Below are 15,471 nucleotides of genomic sequence, written 5' to 3' on the forward strand. Positions count from 1 at the left end.
TTGGCATCCCTTTCCCGCCCGGCCGCCGTGCGCGAGCGCTTGGCGCCGTCGCGCCTGTGGTCGCGCTTCGTCGGGTGGCTCACCGAACGTCCGCACGCGACGATCGGGTTCTCGATCCTGCGCATCCTGCTGGGCGTGTCGATGCTCATCGTGCTGGTCCCGAGCTACGCCGACCGGCGCTACCTCTGGGGAGCCGGGGCGTGGTGGGTCGACCCCGAGGCGAGTCGACGCGGATGGTGGGAGCCGCTGCGCGTGTTCTTCCCGAAGGACAACGCGGTCGTCTTCGAGATCTCCTTCCACCTGCTGATCGTCCTCGCCGTGCTGTTCATCGCGGGCTGGAAGACCCGGTGGGTGACGCCCGTCGTGCTGGTGCTGTGGGTGGGCCTGTCGACGAACACGACGCTGCTCGGCAACGGCGGCGACACGTTGATGCGCATCGTGCTGCTGTTCGCGGTCTTCGCCGACCTGAGTCGTCATTTCTCGGTCGACGCGTGGCTGCGTCGACGCCGGGGCGATCGGGTCTCGCGCTGGGCTTCGCGTCGACCGGCCCGGATGCCGACCTGGATCGGGCCCTGGCTGCACAACACGGTCCTGATCCTCTGCGTCTTCCAGATCCTGCTCGTCTACCTCGTCTCGAGCGTGCTGAAGCTCGAGGGGGAGGAGTGGCTGAACGGCACCGCCATCTACTACGCCCTGAGCATCGAGCAGTTCCACGTGCTGCCGGCGCTCAGCCAACTGGCGTGGCAGTCGGCGCCCGTGGTGGCGCTGGCGACCGGGCTGGCGCTCTGGGTGCAGCTGCTGTTCCCCGTGCTGATCCTTTGGAAGCCCACGCGTTACGCCGCGGTCGTGCTCATCACGGGCATGCACCTGAGCATCGCAGTGCTGCTGGGCCTGTGGCCGTTTTCGCTGACGATGATCGCGCTCGACCTGCTGCTCGTTCGCGACGGCTCATGGGAGCGGCTCGCCGCGCGCGCGCGAGGGCTTCGACGGGGTTCGCTCAGTCCCGCCACGTAGACTCGGACCCATGTGCGGAATCATCGGTTACGTGGGTCCCCGGCAGAGCCAGGACATTCTTCTGGCGGGTCTGTCGCGGCTGGAATACCGGGGTTACGACTCCGCTGGAATCGCCGTCATCGACGGTGAGGGCGGGCTCGGCATGCGCAAGCGAGCGGGCAAGCTCGCGGTGCTGCGCGACGACCTCGAGTCCTCGCCCATGCCCAACGGCACCACCGGGATCGGCCACACGCGATGGGCGACGCACGGCGGTCCGACCGACGCCAACGCCCACCCCCATCTGGCCGACGACGACAAGCTCGCCGTCATCCACAACGGCATCATCGAGAACTTCGCCGAGCTGAAGAGCGAGCTCGTCGGCGAGGGCTTCGCCTTCCGCAGCGAGACCGACACCGAGGTCGCCGCGGTCATGATCGGCCGCGAGTACGCCCGTACCAAAGACCTGGTGCAGGCGTTCCGCGCCGTCGTCTCGCGTCTCGAGGGCGCGTACACGCTGCTCGCCATGCACGAGGATCACCCGGGCCTGGTCGTCGGCGCGCGCCGCAACTCGCCCCTGGTCATCGGGCTCGGTGAGGGAGAGAACTTCCTCGGCTCCGACGTCGCCGCCTTCGTCGAGCACACCCGCAACGCGCTCGCCATCGGTCAGGACGAGATCGTCGCGATCACGCCCGACGGCGTCGAGGTCACCGACTTCTCGGGCGCGCCCGTCGAGGTCGAGGCCTTCGAGGTCACGTGGGACGCGTCGGCCGCCGAGAAGGGCGGCTGGTCGTCGTTCATGGCCAAGGAGGTCTCGGAGGAGCCCGAGGCCGTCGCGAACACCATCCGCGGTCGCATCCACGAGGGCCGCGTCGAGATCCCCGAGCTCGAGGGGCTCGACGACTTCCTCGCCGACATCGACCGCATCCTCGTGATCGCGTGCGGAACGGCCGCCTACGCCGGCATGGTCGGCAAGTACGCGCTCGAGACGTGGACCCGCGTTCCCGTCGACGTCGAGCTCGCCCACGAGTTCCGCTACCGCGACCCGGTGCTGTCCGCGCGCACGCTGGTCGTCTCGATCAGCCAGTCGGGCGAGACGATGGACACGCTCATGGCCGTGAAGTACGCCCGCTCGCGGGGGGCCAAGACGCTGTCGATCTGCAACACGCAGGGTGCCACCATCCCGCGCGAATCGGATGCCATCGTCTACACGCACGCGGGACCCGAGGTGGCCGTGGCCTCGACGAAGGCCTTCGTCGCGCAGATCACCGCGCTGTATCTTCTCGCCCTGCACGTCGGTCGTGTCCGCGGAGCCATCGACCCGGTCGTCGCCGTCGAGGCCGTCACCGAGCTCGAGGCCGTTCCGGGCAAGATCGCCCGCGTGCTCGAGACCGAGCAGGCGCGCATCGAGCAGCTGGCGCACTGGATGGCCGACACCCGCTCGGTGCTGTTCCTCGGCCGCAACGTCGGGTACCCCATCGCGCTCGAGGGTGCCCTCAAGCTCAAGGAGCTGGCGTACATCCACGCCGAGGGCTTCGCCGCCGGTGAGCTCAAGCACGGCCCCATCGCGCTGATCGAGCCCGGCCAGCCCGTCTTCGTCGTCGTGCCGTCGCCGCGCGGCTCGGGCGAGATGCACAAGAAGGTCGTCTCGAACATCCAGGAGATCCGCGCCCGCGGTGCCCGCGTCATCGCGATCGCCGAAGAGGGCGACGTCGCCGTGCTGCCCGCGGCCGACGAGGTGCTGCGCATTCCGCTGGCGGCCCCGCTCTTCGAGCCGCTGCTGGCGGTCGTGCCGCTGCACATCTTCGCGATGAGCCTGGCCGAGGCCAAGGGTCTCGACGTCGACCAGCCGCGCAACCTGGCGAAGTCGGTGACGGTCGAGTAGTCGTCTCGTGCGAAGGGGCCGGATGCCGTGGCATCCGGCCCCTTCGTCGTTCCTCGCATCGCGGAGCGCCGATCGAGCCGGGCCGAACTCCTGGGTTCTCGCTCGATTGAGGGTGAAGCGACCTCGGGAGCGGCCCTGGATGCCTTTTCTCCGGAGTTCGGCCCGCGTCGGATCGGCCCGCCGCGGCCGATGTCGGCCGGCACCGGCAGAATGGAGAGGATGCCACGAGGGGAGGGCGCATGATCGTCGGAATCGGCGTCGACGTGGTCGACGTTCCGCGGTTCGCCGCGACGCTCGCGCGCACCCCGCGCCTTCTTCCCCGCCTGTTCGCCCCGGCCGAGCGCGTGCTGAAGCCGCGATCGCTCGCCGCCCGGTACGCCGCGAAGGAGGCCCTGATCAAGGCGCTCGGCGGGTCCGACGGCGTGCACTGGACCGACATCGAGGTGGCGTCCGAGCCCTCGGGTCGGCCCGTGTTCGCGCTCCGCGGTGAGACCGCCGCGACGGTCGCCGAGCGGGGGATCACCGCGTTGCACCTGTCGATGTCGCACGATGCGGGCCTCGCGACGGCGTACGTCATCGCCGAAGCGAGCGAGGTCGCTCCGGCGCCCGGTGCGATCGCGGCCCGGCAGCCCGCGCCGACGAGCGCGGGCGTCGAGCCTGTCGCGATCGACGGGCCCCCGGCATCCGCCCCCGAGACCACCCGAGAGGACACCGCATGAGAATGGCACCCGGCGTGCTGCGCGAAGCGCTCATCGATGTCGACGCGATCACCGAGAACGTGCGTCACCTGCGAAAGCTCACCGACTCCGAGATCATCGCGGTCGTCAAGGCCGAGGGGTACGGCCACGGCGCCTACCGTGCCGCGGTCGCGGCGCTCCGCGGGGGAGCGGCCCGCATCGGCGTCTCCGACATCGACGAGGCGCTGGCGCTGCGGCGAGCGGGCATCCGCGCTCCGCTGTTCGCGTGGCTCCACGCGCCCGGCGCGGCGTTCGGCGAGGCCGTGCGAAACGACATCGAGCTCGGCATCTCCGACATCGATCAGCTTCTGCGCGCGGGCGAGGCGGCGCAGGGCGATCGCCCGGCGGCGGTGCACCTCAAGATCGAGACGGGCCTGTCGCGCAACGGCATCGCGCCGGCCGACTGGCGCGTGGTGTTCTCCGAGGCCGCCCGTCTGGAGCGCATCGGGCGGCTGCGCGTCGTGGGGTTGTTCTCGCACCTGTCCAACACGAGCGAGGCCGACGACCGTGCCGCGCTCGCCCGGTTCGAGGAGGGCGTCATCCTGGCGGCATCCGCCGGTCTTCACCCGCCGCTTCGCCACATCGCGGCGACGAATGCCGCCATCGCCCTGCCCGAGGCGCGACTCGGATGCGTGCGCATCGGCATCGGTCTTTACGGGGTCTCGCCGTTCGACGACCGGACGCCCGCCGACCTGGGGCTGCGCCCGGCGATGACACTGCGCGGCGCCGTCGCGGCGGTGCGGCGCGTGCCCGCGGGCACCGGGGTGTCGTACGGCTACGACTACCGCACCGAGAGCGACACGACGCTGGCGCTCGTTCCGCTCGGCTACGCCGACGGCGTGCCCCGCCAGGCGTCGGGTCGGGGATCGGTGTCGATCAACGGGCGCCGCTTCACGGTGGCCGGCCGCATCGCGATGGACCAGTTCGTCGTCGACGTCGGCGATCACCCGGTCACGGTGGGCGACGAGGTCGTGCTGTTCGGCGACCCGACGCTGGGCGTGCCGTCGGCGCGGGACTGGGCGGATGCCGCCGACACCATCGACTACGAGATCGTCACGCGCGTGGGGGTCCGGGTCCCCCGGCGGGAGGTGGGCGCGTGAGCGTTCCCCACGAGCTGCTGGGCGTGCGCGAGGTCGCGGGGCCGGCCGACATGGAGGACCTGGGCCGCGCCGTCGGGCGCGCGCTCGCTCCCGGCGACGTCGTGGTGCTGACCGGCCCGCTCGGCGCCGGCAAGACGACCCTCACCCGCGGGATCGGTGAGGGACTCGGCATCCGGGGTCCGGTGCAGAGCCCGACGTTCGTGATCGCGCGCACGCATCCCTCGCTCGGGGGCGGCACGCCGCTCGTGCACGTGGACGCCTATCGCCTGGGGGCCGCGGTCGAGCTGGACGACCTCGACATCGACGTGGCGGGTTCCGCCGTCGTCGTCGAGTGGGGGAGCGGGGTGGCCGAGTACCTCGCCGACACGTGGTGGGAGATCGAGATCGACCGTCAGACCGGCGGCCGCGGCGTCGACAACGCCTGCGGTGAGATCGCGGTGCACACCGTCGAGCTCGACGCCGACGCCCCGCGCACCGTGACCATCTCGCGCCGACCCTGACGGGACGTGTCGCGGAATCGCGACACGGTTGCGACACCCCCGCGACCACGGCGGCGCGGCGCTTCAATACGGTGGATGCCATGAGTCGATCCTCTCGCCGCCCCGCCGTGCTCCGCCCCACGGCGGTTCGCCTGGCCGCGGCCGTCTCGGCCTCCGTCGTCGTGATGAGCCTGGCCGGCTGCGTCTCGGAGCCGGTGCCCTCGACCGCGAGGTCGTCGGCGGCCGCCGACACCCCCGTGCCCACGCCGACGGCGGCCGCGGCCTCAGCCGCTCGCGTGCCCGGCTACGACGTCGGCGAGATCCCGCCCGTGCCCCTGTTCGTGCTGCCCGACCTGTCGCTGCTGAGCGGCTCGGCGTCGGCGTTCACGATCTCGGCGGCGTCGACGCTGTCGAGTGCGCCGGGGGTGACGGTGGCCTCCGCGGCGTGCGGGACCCCCGGCCAGGTGTCCACGTCGGCCGGCACGGCCGTGCTCTACGGCGACGGTTCCGGCTCGTACACCGGCGCCGACGGAACCGTCCAGAACTTCGGCGACGGCTCGGGGACCACGACGATCGACGGTGTCGAGATCCAGAACTTCGGTGACGGGTCGGGGACGTACCGGTCGGGCGAGGTCGCGATCCAGAACTTCGGCGACGGTTCGGGCACGTACGTCGACGCGTCGCGCCAGGTGCAGATCTTCGGCGACGGGTCGGGAACGTCCACGCACGGCGACGAGAGCATCCAGAACTTCGGCGACGGGTCGGGGACGTACCGGTCGGGCGAGGTCGCGATCCAGAACTTCGGCGACGGAGCGGGGACGTACACCGACGGCACCCTCACGGTGCAGAACTTCGGCGACGGCACCGGCCGCGTCGACGGCGAGCCCGTGACCGTCGACCCGCTGCCCCCGGTGCCGCGGTTGGGTGTGTTCCCGCCTCTGGCGGCCCTCGCCCCGGTCGCGAGCTGCGGCACGACCCTGACGCTCTCGGACGCCGTGCTGTTCGACTTCGACTCGGCCGAGCTGCGCGCCGATGCCGCCGCCGTGCTCGACGCGCTCGCGGCCGTGCTGACCGACGGCCGGGTGCCGGCGGCGACCGTCTCGGGGCACACGGATGCGATCGGCACCGACGCCGAGAACCAGGACCTGTCCGAGCGGCGCGCGCGAGCCGTCGTCGCCGCTCTGACCGAACGCGCCACGCCCGTGGCCTGGACGGCCGAGGGCTACGGTGAGTCGCGTCCGGTCGCCGCCAACGAGCTCGACGGGGTCGACAACCCCGCGGGTCGGCAACTCAATCGCCGGGTCGAGATCCTCGTCCCCTCATTCGGAGGCTGAACATGCGCAGAACCGCCCTCTCCCTGCTCGCCGCGGGGCTCGTCGCCGGGATGCTCGCCGGCTGCTCTATCCGCGTCGACGAGGGCCAGGATGCCGTGATCTCGACGCCCGTGCCGGCGGCGACCACCGCCGCGCCCGCGCCCACGGCACAGCCCGCCGCCCCGACGTCGACGGCCCCGAGCGCCGGCGTCGACACCACCTCGGACCTGCGCACCCGCGACGAAGCGATCGCCCTGGCCGACTCGACCATCGCGTGCACTCCCGGTCTCGTCATCCCCGACGACGGCAGGGTCGTGCGGGTCGAGGGGGCCTGCGACGACGTCACCGTGTCGGGCTTCGCGGCGGTCGTGATCCTCGACGACGTGTCGACGCTCACCGTCACGGGTGACGGGTTGGTCGTGTACGCGAAGGCCCTGACCGACCTCTCCGTCAGCGGAGACGTGAACACGGTCGTCTGGCGCGGCAGCGCGCCGCGGGTCGACGACACCGGCGTCGCGACGACCGTGCTGCGGGACGAGCGATGAGCGCCCCGCAGGCCGCATGGGCGCCGCCCGCGCGTCGCACGAACGGCCTGGCGATCGCCGCCCTCGTGCTGGGCCTCTGCGGCTTCGGTCTGCTGCCGGTGATCTTCGGCCACATCGCGCTGTCGCAGATCCGCCGCACCGGCGACGGCGGCGGTGCCCTCGCGATCGCGGGACTCGTGCTGGGGTACCTGGCCATCGCCGCCGCGGTGATCGGCGTCGTCTTCGTCGTCGCCGTGTCGGTCGGCATCCCTCTGCTGGCGACGCGTACCTCATGACGGGCGACGAGCGTCCCGGCATCCTGCTCGTCGACGATGACGAGACCATCCGCGCGGGCCTGGGCGCGTTCCTCGAACGCAGCGGGTACCGGGTGATCGTCGCCGCCGACGGGCAGGAGGCGCTGGACCTGCTGGCGGATGCCGATGTCTCGCTCGCGGTGTGCGATGTCATCATGCCGCGGGTCGACGGACGCGCGTTCGTGCGACGCGTTCGTGCCGAGGGGCGCTGGCTGCCGATCATCCTGCTGACGCAGGTGGGGGAGTCGTACGAGCGCAGCGCCGCCCTCGACGAGGGGGCCGACGACTACCTCAACAAGCCCTTCGATCCCCAGGAGCTGCTCTCGCGCGTGCGCGCCGTGCTGCGGCGCACGGTTCCCGGCGAGCGTCCCCTGAGCGCGTCGTCGCGGGTGCGCGCGGGTGCGCTCGAACTCGACCGGTCCGCTCGGCGGGTGTGGTTGGGCGGGGCGGAGCTCTCCCTCACCCCCAAGGCCGTGATGCTGCTGGACTACCTCATGACCCACCCCGGCGAGGTGCACACGCGCGACCGGCTGCTCTCGGCGTTGTGGGGGTTCGAGGTCGCCACGAGCACGCGCGCCGTCGACCACCGGGTCGCCGAGTTGCGCCGCGTGCTCGACGACGACCCCGGCGCGCCGCGCTTCATCGAGACGGTGCAGAACGCGGGGTACCGCTTCGTGCACGCGGTGGTGACCCCGTGAGCCGCGCGGTGCGGATCGGTGCCGTCTGCGCGCCCGTGCTCCTCGCTGCCCTCACCGCGGGAGTGATGGCCTGGGCGGGTGAGCGACGGGTCGTGACGGTGGCGACCGCCCTTCCGGCGGTGGTCCTGCTGCTCGGTGTCGTGGTCTCGGCCGTGATCGGTGTCGTGCTGCTGATCGGCGCTCGGCGTCGGCGCGTCGCCGCGTCGCGCGCGCGTCAGAGCGCCGAGGCGTGGGCGGCGGGCCGGGCCACCGAGCGTGAGGAGCACCGCCGGTTCCTCGCCCGCCTCGACCACGAGCTGAAGAACCCCATCACGGCGATCCGCGCCACCCTCGCCGGCGTCGATCCCGCCACCGCGCCCGCTCACGTGGCCGTGATCGACGGGCAGGCGCGGCGACTCGCGGCCCTCGTCGGCGATCTGCGCAAACTGGCCGAGATCGAGACCCGCCCGCTCGAGACCGAGCCGGTCGACCTCGAGATGCTCGTGCGCGATGCCGTCGACGCCGTGCACGACCAGCGTCCCGAGACGCGGGGGCGCATCCGCATCGTCGCCGAGCGGGTGCCGTGGGCCGTGCCGCCCCTGCCGGCCGATCCCGACCTTCTCGCCCTCGCGGTCGACAACGTGCTCGCCAATGCCGTGAAGTTCTCGACCGACGGACCGATCGAGGTCCGCCTGCGCGAAGACGCCGGCGCGGTGGTGGTCGAGGTGGCCGACACGGGTCGCGGAATCCCGGCCGACGCGCAGGAGCACGTCTTCGACGACCTCGCCCGGGCGGCCAACGCCCGCGACGTCGCCGGATCGGGGATCGGCCTGTCGCTGGTGCGCACGATCCTGCGCCGTCACGGGGGCGATGTCGACCTGCGCTCGCGAGAGGGAGCCGGAACCGTCGTCACGCTGCGATTGCCGATCGCGCGATAGCGGCGGTGCGACCCCTCGCCCATCCGCCGACCAGGCTCAGGCGCGCGCGTCGGAGCGGCGTCGCGCCGGAGCGCGGTCGGCGGCCCACACCTCGCGCAGGGCGCGCAGGGTGAGGACGGGCTGCTCGACGTGGGCGAAGTGCCCGCTGTCATCGAGCACACGGTCGTCGTAGTCGCGCATCAGTCGCCCCCAGGTGCGCGCATCGCGCGCGGCGACGAAGACGTCGTGCGATCCGCGCACCGACCTCACGGGGCACGCGATGCGGCGCCACACCCCGTCGTCGTGCGTGCGCGACAGGCGCGCGGCGGCGAGGAAGGCCGCGGGGCGGATCTCGGTCGCCAGGGCATCGGTGACGTCGCGGTCGACGTGCTCCGGATGCCGGAACAGCGGCCGCGACAGCGTGCGCAGCGCCCCCGTGCGGCGGAGCAGGCGCAGCAGGGGCCCAGCGAGCGGCCCGAGACCTCGCAGCACCCGCATCGCGAGCACCATGCCGGCCAGCCAGGGGAGCCGGACGGCGCCGGAGACCGGGCGCCGCGTCACCGCGCGTGCGCCCGCCCCGCTGGGCGACACGACACCGACGGCCACCGTCTCGCGCGGGAAGCGTGCGGCGATGTCGAGGGCGATCACCCCGCCGAGCGAGTGCCCGACCACCCGCCAACGGGGATACCCCAGCGCGCGGGCCACCGCCGCGATGGCGACCGCCAACTCGGCCGGGTCGGGGACGGGCCCCGGTGACTCGCCCCAGCCGGGCAGGTCGAGCGCGACGATGTCCGACAGCGGGAGTCCGAGAGCGTCGGATGCCGCGACCATCGGTTCCCAGGTGCGCCACGATCCGGCGGCACCGTGCAGCAGCACGGTCGCGACCGGGCTGCCCGAACCACGCCCGGCGTGCGCCACGATCGGCCCCACCGACGTGGGGACGACGACACGGCGCAGGCCGAGGCCGATGGCATCCATGCCCTCTCTTCGGAGCAGACCACGAAGTCGGATGGCACAGGGGAGGTGCCGGATACGCTGGAACGGTGATTCTCGGCATCGACACCTCGCTCGGCACCGCCGTGGCCGCGATCTCGCGCGACGGCGAGGTGCTCGTCGACGAGCAGAGCAGCAATCCGCTCGGACACGCAGAGGTCATCGGCGACCTCTTACGGCGGGCCAGTGCGGTCGCCCCCGCGCCGACGCACGTCGCCATCGGCATGGGTCCCGGCCCCTTCACGGGCCTGCGCGTGGGCATCGCGACCGCGCGGGTGTACGCGTTGGGGCGCGGCATCCCCGCCGTCCCCGTCCCCAGCCACGACGGCGTCGCGCTGGGCATTCTGCTCGCCGACGCCCTCACGGGCACCGACACCGGCCGCTTCGCGGTGGTCACCGACGCGCGTCGCAAAGAGTTCGCCTTCAGCATCTACGACGGCCTCGACGACGACGGGCTGCCGGTGCGCGTCACGGATGCCGCTCTCAGCCCGCGCGACGAGCTCGACGAACGACTCGCCGCCGCCGGCGCGCGCCGTTACGACGCCACCGCGGTGTCGGCCGCCATGATCGCGCTCGCCGCCGCGCGGGCGCTCGATGCCGGCCGCACCCTCGCCGACGGCGAGCCGCTGTACCTGCGCAGCCCCGACGTCGTCGCCGCCCACGCGCCCAAGCGGGTGAGCTGATGCCCACCCGCGCTGCCACCTCGGCCGACCTCGACGCGATCATGGCGCTGGAGCACGCGTCGTTCCCCACCGACGCCTGGAGTCCCGCCATGATGCGCGAGGAGCTCGTCTCACCGCACGGGTGGTACGTCGTCGTCGAAGAGGCCGGCCGCCTCGTCGGCTACGCCGGGCTGCGCGCCGCGCGGGGCGCGCGGGATGCCGATATCCAGACCATCACGATCGCCGAGACGGCGCGGGGCCGAGGTCGCGGCCGGGCCCTGTTGACGGCGCTGCTCGACGAGGCCGTGCGGCGGGACGTGCACGAGGTGTTCCTCGAGGTGCGCGCCGACAACCCCGTCGCCCAGACCCTGTACGCCTCGGAGGGTTTCGCCGAGGTCGGCCGCCGTCCGCGCTACTACCAGCCCGACGACGTCGACGCCCTCGTGATGCAGCTCGATCTGCGCGGGTGGGCCGCCCGCCGCGCCGAGACACGCGGCGGTGAGCCCGGCGACGGGTCCGGTGGATCCGCCGCCCTCTCGGCCACCCCGGCGCCTCAACCCGCCGACGGAGCCGGCACCCCCGCTCCCCCCGCCACCGGAAAGGGCTGGTGCTGATGGACGCGCCCCTCGTACTAGGCATCGAGACCAGCTGCGACGAGACCGGCATCGGCATCGTCCGCGGGCGCACGCTGCTGAGCAACACCATCGCCTCGAGCATGGACGAGCACGCCCGCTACGGCGGCGTCGTCCCCGAGGTCGCCGCCCGCGCGCACCTCGAGGCGCTGCAGCCCTCGATCGACGCCGCGCTCGCCGAGGCGGGCGTGATGCTCGCCGACCTCGACGCCGTCGCCGTCACGAGCGGTCCCGGCCTCGCCGGTGCGTTGATGGTCGGGGTGGGGGCCGCGAAGGGCCTCGCCGTCGCCCTCGACAAGCCGCTCTACGCCGTGAACCACCTGGTCGGTCACATCGCCGCCGACATCCTCGACGACGACGCCGCCGAACTCGAATACCCCACCGTCGCCCTGCTCGTCAGCGGGGGGCACACCTCGCTGCTGCTCGTGCGCGACCTCACCAGCGACGTCGAACTGCTCGGCGAGACCATGGACGACGCCGCGGGCGAGGCGTTCGACAAGGTCGCCCGACTGCTGAAGCTGCCCTACCCCGGCGGCCCCGAGATCGACAGGGCGGCAGCCTCGGGCGATCCCACCGCGATCCGGTTCCCGCGGGGCATGTCGCGCGCCTCCGACATGGCATCCCACCGCTACGACTTCTCGTTCTCGGGCCTCAAGACCGCCGTTGCCCGCTGGGTCGAGCAGCACGAGGCAGCGGGGCAGCCGGTGCCCGTCGCCGACGTCGCGGCGTCGTTCCGCGAAGCCGTCGTCGACGTGCTCGTGACCAAGGCCCTCGACGCGTGTGCGCGCCACGACGTCCCGCGCCTGCTGCTGGGCGGCGGGGTCATCGCCAACAAGCGCCTGCGCGACGTCGCCCTCGAGCGCGCGGCGGCGGCGGGTGTGGCCGTGCGCATCCCGCCGCTGAGCCTGTGCACCGACAACGGCGCGATGATCGCCGCCCTCGCCGCAGAGCTCATCTCGTCGGGGCGCCGGCCCTCGACCCTGGCGTTCGGCGCCGACTCCACCCTGCCGGTGACCGAGATCCAGGTCGCCGAGGATCCCGATGCCGAGGCCCCCGGGCCGGGCTCCGGACGCGTCGCATGAGCGAGGCGGCTCCGCCGACGCGGCGCGCGCGCAAGGTCGCCGAGAGCGTCGAGCCCGCCGACGACCTGCGCGCCGCCATCACCCAGGCGGCGGCGTCCGCTCGGCGCGACGACGACGGCGACCCGGAGCGCCTGCCCACGGCGCAGCTCGAGATGGCTGCCTTCGGCGATCACGTCATCCCCTACGTCCCGCCGGCGCCGCCCACCCCGCCGTCTCTGGCGCCGTGGGCGCTCGGCGTCTCGATCCTCGCCCTCGGGGCGGCCCTGTTCACCGGCTGGCTCCTGCCGCTCGGAGCGCTCGCGGCGATCATCGCCATCGTGTCGTTGCGCCGCGCGCACGACAGTCGTCGCGTCGCCGCGTGGGCGCTCGCGCTCGCGCTGACGTCGGTGGCGTTCAGCGCCGGGTGGTTGATCTGGGGGTTCTCGCAGCTCGCCGTCGTGTGACGACCGGGCTCACACCCGATCGGCCAGCAGCGCGAGGCGCTTCGAGCCGATGCGGGTGAGAAGCAGGGTCGCCGACTCGTCGCCGCGCAGCGACAGCTTCTTGCGCAGCACGGCGGGGTCGACGTCGACGCCGCGCTTCTTGATCTCCAGGGTGCCGATGCCGCGCGCACGCAGGGCCTGGGCGAGCTTCTTCGGGTCGGCCGGGAGTTCTTCCCGCACGCGGAACGACGATACGAACGGACTCGTGAGGGCGGCGTCCGACGTGAGGTAGGCGATGCCGGGCGCGAGCATGCCCGCCTGCAGCGCGCGGGCGACCTCGCCGATCAGCCGGGCGCGGATGATCGCCCCGTCGGGTTCGTGCACGAAGGCACCCAGCTCGCGCTGCTCGACGTCGGGGGAGTCGGCGGGGGCGGTGAGCTCCCAGGCGTCGGTGCCGCGCACGACGAGGGCCGTACGACGCACGTTCTCGCGGGCCAGCACTCCCGACCACAGCACCAGTTCGATGGTCGACCCGTCGGCGCTGATCCACTGCGCTTCGACGTCGTCGGGAATCCGCCCGCGATCGAAGCCCGGGCCGAGCTTCACACCCCCGGGCGTGCTCTCGAGCAGAGCGAAGACCCACTCGAGCGAGGGCGACCATTCGCTCGACGACACCTGCCGCGTTTCGGAGTGCCCGGCCGTGCGGCGCGCCGGGTCGAGCCAGACGGCATCCGTCTGATCGAGGTCGGTGTCTTCGGCGCGGCCGTGCGCGACGGTCACGGTCTCACCGAAGGGGGCGAGGTTGTACGCGGCGATCGCGGCCGTCACCTCGTCGGCGTCGACGGCGTGCACCCGGATGCCGAGCCCCGCCAGTCCGAGGGCGTCGCCGCCGATGCCGCAGCCGAGGTCGGCGACGCGGTCGAGACCGGCGGCGCGGAAGCGTCCGGCGTGGCGGGCGGCGATCGACAGGCGCGTCGCCTGCTCGAGGCCGGCGCGGGTGAAGAGCATGCGCTCGGCGAACGGGCCGAACTTGGCCGCTCCGCGCACCCGCAGACGTGCCTGACCGACGACGGCCGACACGAGATCGGGGGAGTGCCCGGCCGCGCGGAGTCGAGAGACGGCTCGGGCCGCGTCGTCGGTGGACTCGATGCCGCCCACCTCGTCGAGCAGGCGGAGGCCGTCGGGCGTCAGCAGGGCGGTGAGCTCGCGGGTATCCACCGATTCAGCCTATGCGGGCGATTGTGTTGGCACTCGCGTTGCGTGAGTGCCAGTGCTTCCCTAGACTCGAATTAGCACTCTCCCCGTGTGAGTGCTGACAAGTCTTCTGTAACGAGAAAGAGGTAGACCGTGTCGGTTTCCATCAAGCCGCTCGAGGACCGCATCGTCATCAAGCAGGTCGAGGCTGAGCAGACCACCGCGAGTGGTCTCGTCATCCCTGACACCGCCAAAGAGAAGCCGCAGGAGGGCGAGGTCGTCGCCGTCGGACCCGGCCGTATCGACGACAACGGCAACCGCGTCCCCCTCGACGTCGCCGTCGGTGACCGCGTGCTCTACAGCAAGTACGGCGGCACCGAGGTCAAGTTCGGCGCCGACGAGTACCTGGTGCTCTCGGCTCGCGACGTGCTGGCGGTCGTCGTCCGCTGATCGCGCAGTCCTGCACGAAGGCCCCGCATGCTCCGGCATCCGGGGCCTTCGTCGTTCCCTCACCCCCCGCGTCGCGAGGTGGCAGGAAAGCGGTGGGGAACGGCGGCTCGCGGCGTCGCCCCGCGCGTAGGCTGAATCGGTGACCCCCGCCGCCCCTCCTGTCTCCGGCGGCAGTACCCGCGGTGCCCTCTACGCCCTCGGCGCCTATCTGTTGTGGGGCGTCCTGCCGCTCTACTTCCTGCAGCTCAAGCCCACCGGCCCGTTCGAGGTCGTGGCGTGGCGGATCCTTCTCGCCTTCGTCTTCTGCCTGGTGCTGCTCACCGTGCTGCGCGCCTGGCGCCCGTTCCTGGCGATCGTGCGGCAACCGCGGCTCATGGCGCTCACCGCGGTGGCCGGCGTGCTCATCTACGTCAACTGGCAGACGTATCTCTACGGCGCCCTCACGAACCACGTCATCGAGACGAGCCTCGGCTACTTCATCAACCCGATCGTGACGGTGTTGCTGGGGGTGCTGGTGCTGCGCGAGCGACTGCGGGTGCTGCCGTGGATCGCGATCGGCATCGCCGTCGCCGCGGTCGTCGTCATCGTGGTGGGCTACGGCACCTTCCCGTGGATCGCGCTGACGCTGGCCTTCTCGTTCGGCTTCTACGGTCTGGTCAAGAAGCAGATCGGGCCCTCGGTCGATGCGGTGAGCGGCCTGACGCTGGAGTCGATGTGGCTGCTGCCCGTCGCCGGTGTGCAGCTGGCCGTCGTCGCGGCGTTCGGCGGTCTCACCCTCGGCACGGCGGGCACGCTGCACACGGTGCTGCTGTTGGCTGCGGGGGCGGTCACGGCCGTGCCGCTGCTGCTGTTCGCCTCGGGCGCCCGTCGCGTGCCCCTCACGGTCATCGGGTTGCTGCAGTTCGTGGCGCCGATCATCCAGTTCGCGATCGGGGTGTGGGTGCTCGGTGAGGCCATGACCCTCGAGCGGTGGATCGGTTTCGCCCTGGTCTGGGTGGCATTGCTCATGCTGAGCGTCGATTCGGTCGTCGCGTCGCGCCGACAGCGCCGCGTCGTCGTCGACGTGGCGGAGCCCGTCTGACCGGCCAGATCATGCGTTT

General features: G+C 72.4%; 17 protein-coding genes and 1 pseudogene. 16 read left to right on the top strand and 2 right to left on the bottom strand.

All coding sequences use genetic code 11. The annotated features are described in order from the left end of the window. The 10 genes and pseudogenes from ASG45_RS05560 (at position 1) to ASG45_RS05605 (ending at position 8,957) form a co-directional block, all read left to right on the top strand. Positions 1–1,014 carry an HTTM domain-containing protein gene (locus ASG45_RS05560; RefSeq protein WP_162239398.1) on the top strand — a complete coding sequence of 338 codons (1,014 nt, stop codon included), beginning with the start codon at positions 1–3 and terminating at the stop codon, positions 1,012–1,014. 10 nt (positions 1,015–1,024) lie between these two features. Then, positions 1,025–2,875, top strand: coding sequence for a glutamine--fructose-6-phosphate transaminase (isomerizing) (glmS, locus tag ASG45_RS05565; RefSeq protein WP_055833929.1), 1,851 nt, complete (start codon positions 1,025–1,027; stop codon positions 2,873–2,875). A gap of 239 nt (positions 2,876–3,114) precedes the next feature. Then, positions 3,115–3,462 (top strand): annotated as a pseudogene (locus ASG45_RS05570) (holo-ACP synthase); the annotation flags it as partial. Positions 3,463–3,590: 128 nt separating this feature from the next. After that, the gene (alr, locus tag ASG45_RS05575) at positions 3,591–4,712 is read left to right on the top strand and encodes an alanine racemase (RefSeq protein ID WP_055833933.1); all 1,122 of its coding nucleotides are present in this window, start codon (positions 3,591–3,593) and stop codon (positions 4,710–4,712) included. Continuing rightward, a complete protein-coding gene (gene tsaE / locus ASG45_RS05580; protein ID WP_055833937.1) occupies positions 4,709–5,212 on the top strand; it encodes a tRNA (adenosine(37)-N6)-threonylcarbamoyltransferase complex ATPase subunit type 1 TsaE in 504 nt (167 codons plus the stop codon). Before alr ends, tsaE begins: the two co-directional genes overlap by 4 nt. 80 nt (positions 5,213–5,292) lie before the next feature. Continuing rightward, entirely contained in the window at positions 5,293–6,525 is a 1,233-nt protein-coding gene (locus ASG45_RS16580) for an OmpA family protein (RefSeq protein WP_055833940.1), read from the top strand. A gap of 2 nt (positions 6,526–6,527) precedes the next feature. Next, positions 6,528–7,049, top strand: coding sequence for a DUF3060 domain-containing protein (locus ASG45_RS05590; protein WP_055833944.1), 522 nt, complete (start codon positions 6,528–6,530; stop codon positions 7,047–7,049). After that, positions 7,046–7,324 (top strand): DUF4190 domain-containing protein, encoded by a 279-nt coding sequence (locus ASG45_RS05595; RefSeq protein ID WP_055833947.1) that lies wholly within the window; start codon positions 7,046–7,048, stop codon positions 7,322–7,324. Before ASG45_RS05590 ends, ASG45_RS05595 begins: the two co-directional genes overlap by 4 nt. Beyond that, positions 7,321–8,040, top strand: a complete 720-nt coding sequence (locus tag ASG45_RS05600) for a response regulator transcription factor (RefSeq protein WP_055833950.1) — start codon at positions 7,321–7,323, stop codon at positions 8,038–8,040. The genes ASG45_RS05595 and ASG45_RS05600 overlap by 4 nt, the downstream gene beginning before the upstream one ends. Beyond that, positions 8,037–8,957: a sensor histidine kinase gene (locus ASG45_RS05605; RefSeq protein ID WP_055833953.1), complete on the top strand. Its 921-nt coding sequence runs from the start codon at positions 8,037–8,039 to the stop codon at positions 8,955–8,957. The genes ASG45_RS05600 and ASG45_RS05605 overlap by 4 nt, the downstream gene beginning before the upstream one ends. Before the next feature lie 36 nt (positions 8,958–8,993). Here the strand turns inward: ASG45_RS05605 and ASG45_RS05610 are convergent, their stop codons facing one another. Further along, on the bottom strand, positions 8,994–9,914 hold the full coding sequence (locus ASG45_RS05610) for an alpha/beta fold hydrolase (RefSeq protein ID WP_055833956.1): 921 nt from the start codon (positions 9,912–9,914) through the stop codon (positions 8,994–8,996). A 65-nt stretch (positions 9,915–9,979) separates the two neighbouring features. On the opposite strand from ASG45_RS05610, the gene tsaB reads away from it, so the two are divergent. From tsaB to ASG45_RS05630, 4 genes are read left to right on the top strand one after another with little or no spacing between them, the layout of a single operon-like run. Then, a complete protein-coding gene (gene tsaB, locus ASG45_RS05615) occupies positions 9,980–10,612 on the top strand; it encodes a tRNA (adenosine(37)-N6)-threonylcarbamoyltransferase complex dimerization subunit type 1 TsaB (protein WP_055833958.1) in 633 nt (210 codons plus the stop codon). Next, positions 10,612–11,205, top strand: a complete 594-nt coding sequence (gene rimI, locus ASG45_RS05620) for a ribosomal protein S18-alanine N-acetyltransferase (RefSeq protein WP_055833961.1) — start codon at positions 10,612–10,614, stop codon at positions 11,203–11,205. Before tsaB ends, rimI begins: the two co-directional genes overlap by 1 nt. Beyond that, entirely contained in the window at positions 11,205–12,305 is a 1,101-nt protein-coding gene (gene tsaD / locus ASG45_RS05625; protein WP_055833964.1) for a tRNA (adenosine(37)-N6)-threonylcarbamoyltransferase complex transferase subunit TsaD, read from the top strand. The genes rimI and tsaD overlap by 1 nt, the downstream gene beginning before the upstream one ends. Next, on the top strand, positions 12,302–12,748 hold the full coding sequence (locus ASG45_RS05630; protein WP_055833966.1) for a hypothetical protein: 447 nt from the start codon (positions 12,302–12,304) through the stop codon (positions 12,746–12,748). The genes tsaD and ASG45_RS05630 overlap by 4 nt, the downstream gene beginning before the upstream one ends. Before the next feature lie 9 nt (positions 12,749–12,757). Here the strand turns inward: ASG45_RS05630 and ASG45_RS05635 are convergent, their stop codons facing one another. Further along, positions 12,758–13,945 carry a class I SAM-dependent methyltransferase gene (locus tag ASG45_RS05635; RefSeq protein WP_055833969.1) on the bottom strand — a complete coding sequence of 396 codons (1,188 nt, stop codon included), beginning with the start codon at positions 13,943–13,945 and terminating at the stop codon, positions 12,758–12,760. Between the two features lie 129 nt (positions 13,946–14,074). Here ASG45_RS05635 and groES point away from each other — a divergent pair, with 129 nt between their 5' ends. Together groES and rarD are read left to right on the top strand one after the other, a co-directional pair. Further along, positions 14,075–14,371, top strand: a complete 297-nt coding sequence (groES, locus tag ASG45_RS05640) for a co-chaperone GroES (protein WP_039394204.1) — start codon at positions 14,075–14,077, stop codon at positions 14,369–14,371. Between the two features lie 139 nt (positions 14,372–14,510). Further along, positions 14,511–15,452 (top strand): EamA family transporter RarD, encoded by a 942-nt coding sequence (gene rarD / locus ASG45_RS05645; RefSeq protein ID WP_055833972.1) that lies wholly within the window; start codon positions 14,511–14,513, stop codon positions 15,450–15,452. Positions 15,453–15,471: the final 19 nt, after the last annotated feature.

The organism is Microbacterium sp. Leaf436 (genome assembly GCF_001424715.1).
Taxonomy (GTDB): Bacteria; Actinomycetota; Actinomycetes; order Actinomycetales; family Microbacteriaceae; genus Microbacterium.

Bases quoted from the DNA above. Each gene is read 5' to 3' on its own strand.
- glmS (WP_055833929.1), top strand. From the start codon at position 1,025: ATGTGCGGAATCATCGGTTACGTGGGTCCCCGGCAGAGCCAGGACATT.
- alr (WP_055833933.1), top strand. From the start codon at position 3,591: ATGAGAATGGCACCCGGCGTGCTGCGCGAAGCGCTCATCGATGTCGAC.
- ASG45_RS16580 (WP_055833940.1), top strand. From the start codon at position 5,293: ATGAGTCGATCCTCTCGCCGCCCCGCCGTGCTCCGCCCCACGGCGGTT.
- ASG45_RS05590 (WP_055833944.1), top strand. From the start codon at position 6,528: ATGCGCAGAACCGCCCTCTCCCTGCTCGCCGCGGGGCTCGTCGCCGGG.
- ASG45_RS05595 (WP_055833947.1), top strand. From the start codon at position 7,046: ATGAGCGCCCCGCAGGCCGCATGGGCGCCGCCCGCGCGTCGCACGAAC.
- ASG45_RS05600 (WP_055833950.1), top strand. From the start codon at position 7,321: ATGACGGGCGACGAGCGTCCCGGCATCCTGCTCGTCGACGATGACGAG.
- ASG45_RS05610 (WP_055833956.1), bottom strand. From the start codon at position 9,914: ATGGATGCCATCGGCCTCGGCCTGCGCCGTGTCGTCGTCCCCACGTCG.
- rimI (WP_055833961.1), top strand. From the start codon at position 10,612: ATGCCCACCCGCGCTGCCACCTCGGCCGACCTCGACGCGATCATGGCG.
- tsaD (WP_055833964.1), top strand. From the start codon at position 11,205: ATGGACGCGCCCCTCGTACTAGGCATCGAGACCAGCTGCGACGAGACC.
- ASG45_RS05630 (WP_055833966.1), top strand. From the start codon at position 12,302: ATGAGCGAGGCGGCTCCGCCGACGCGGCGCGCGCGCAAGGTCGCCGAG.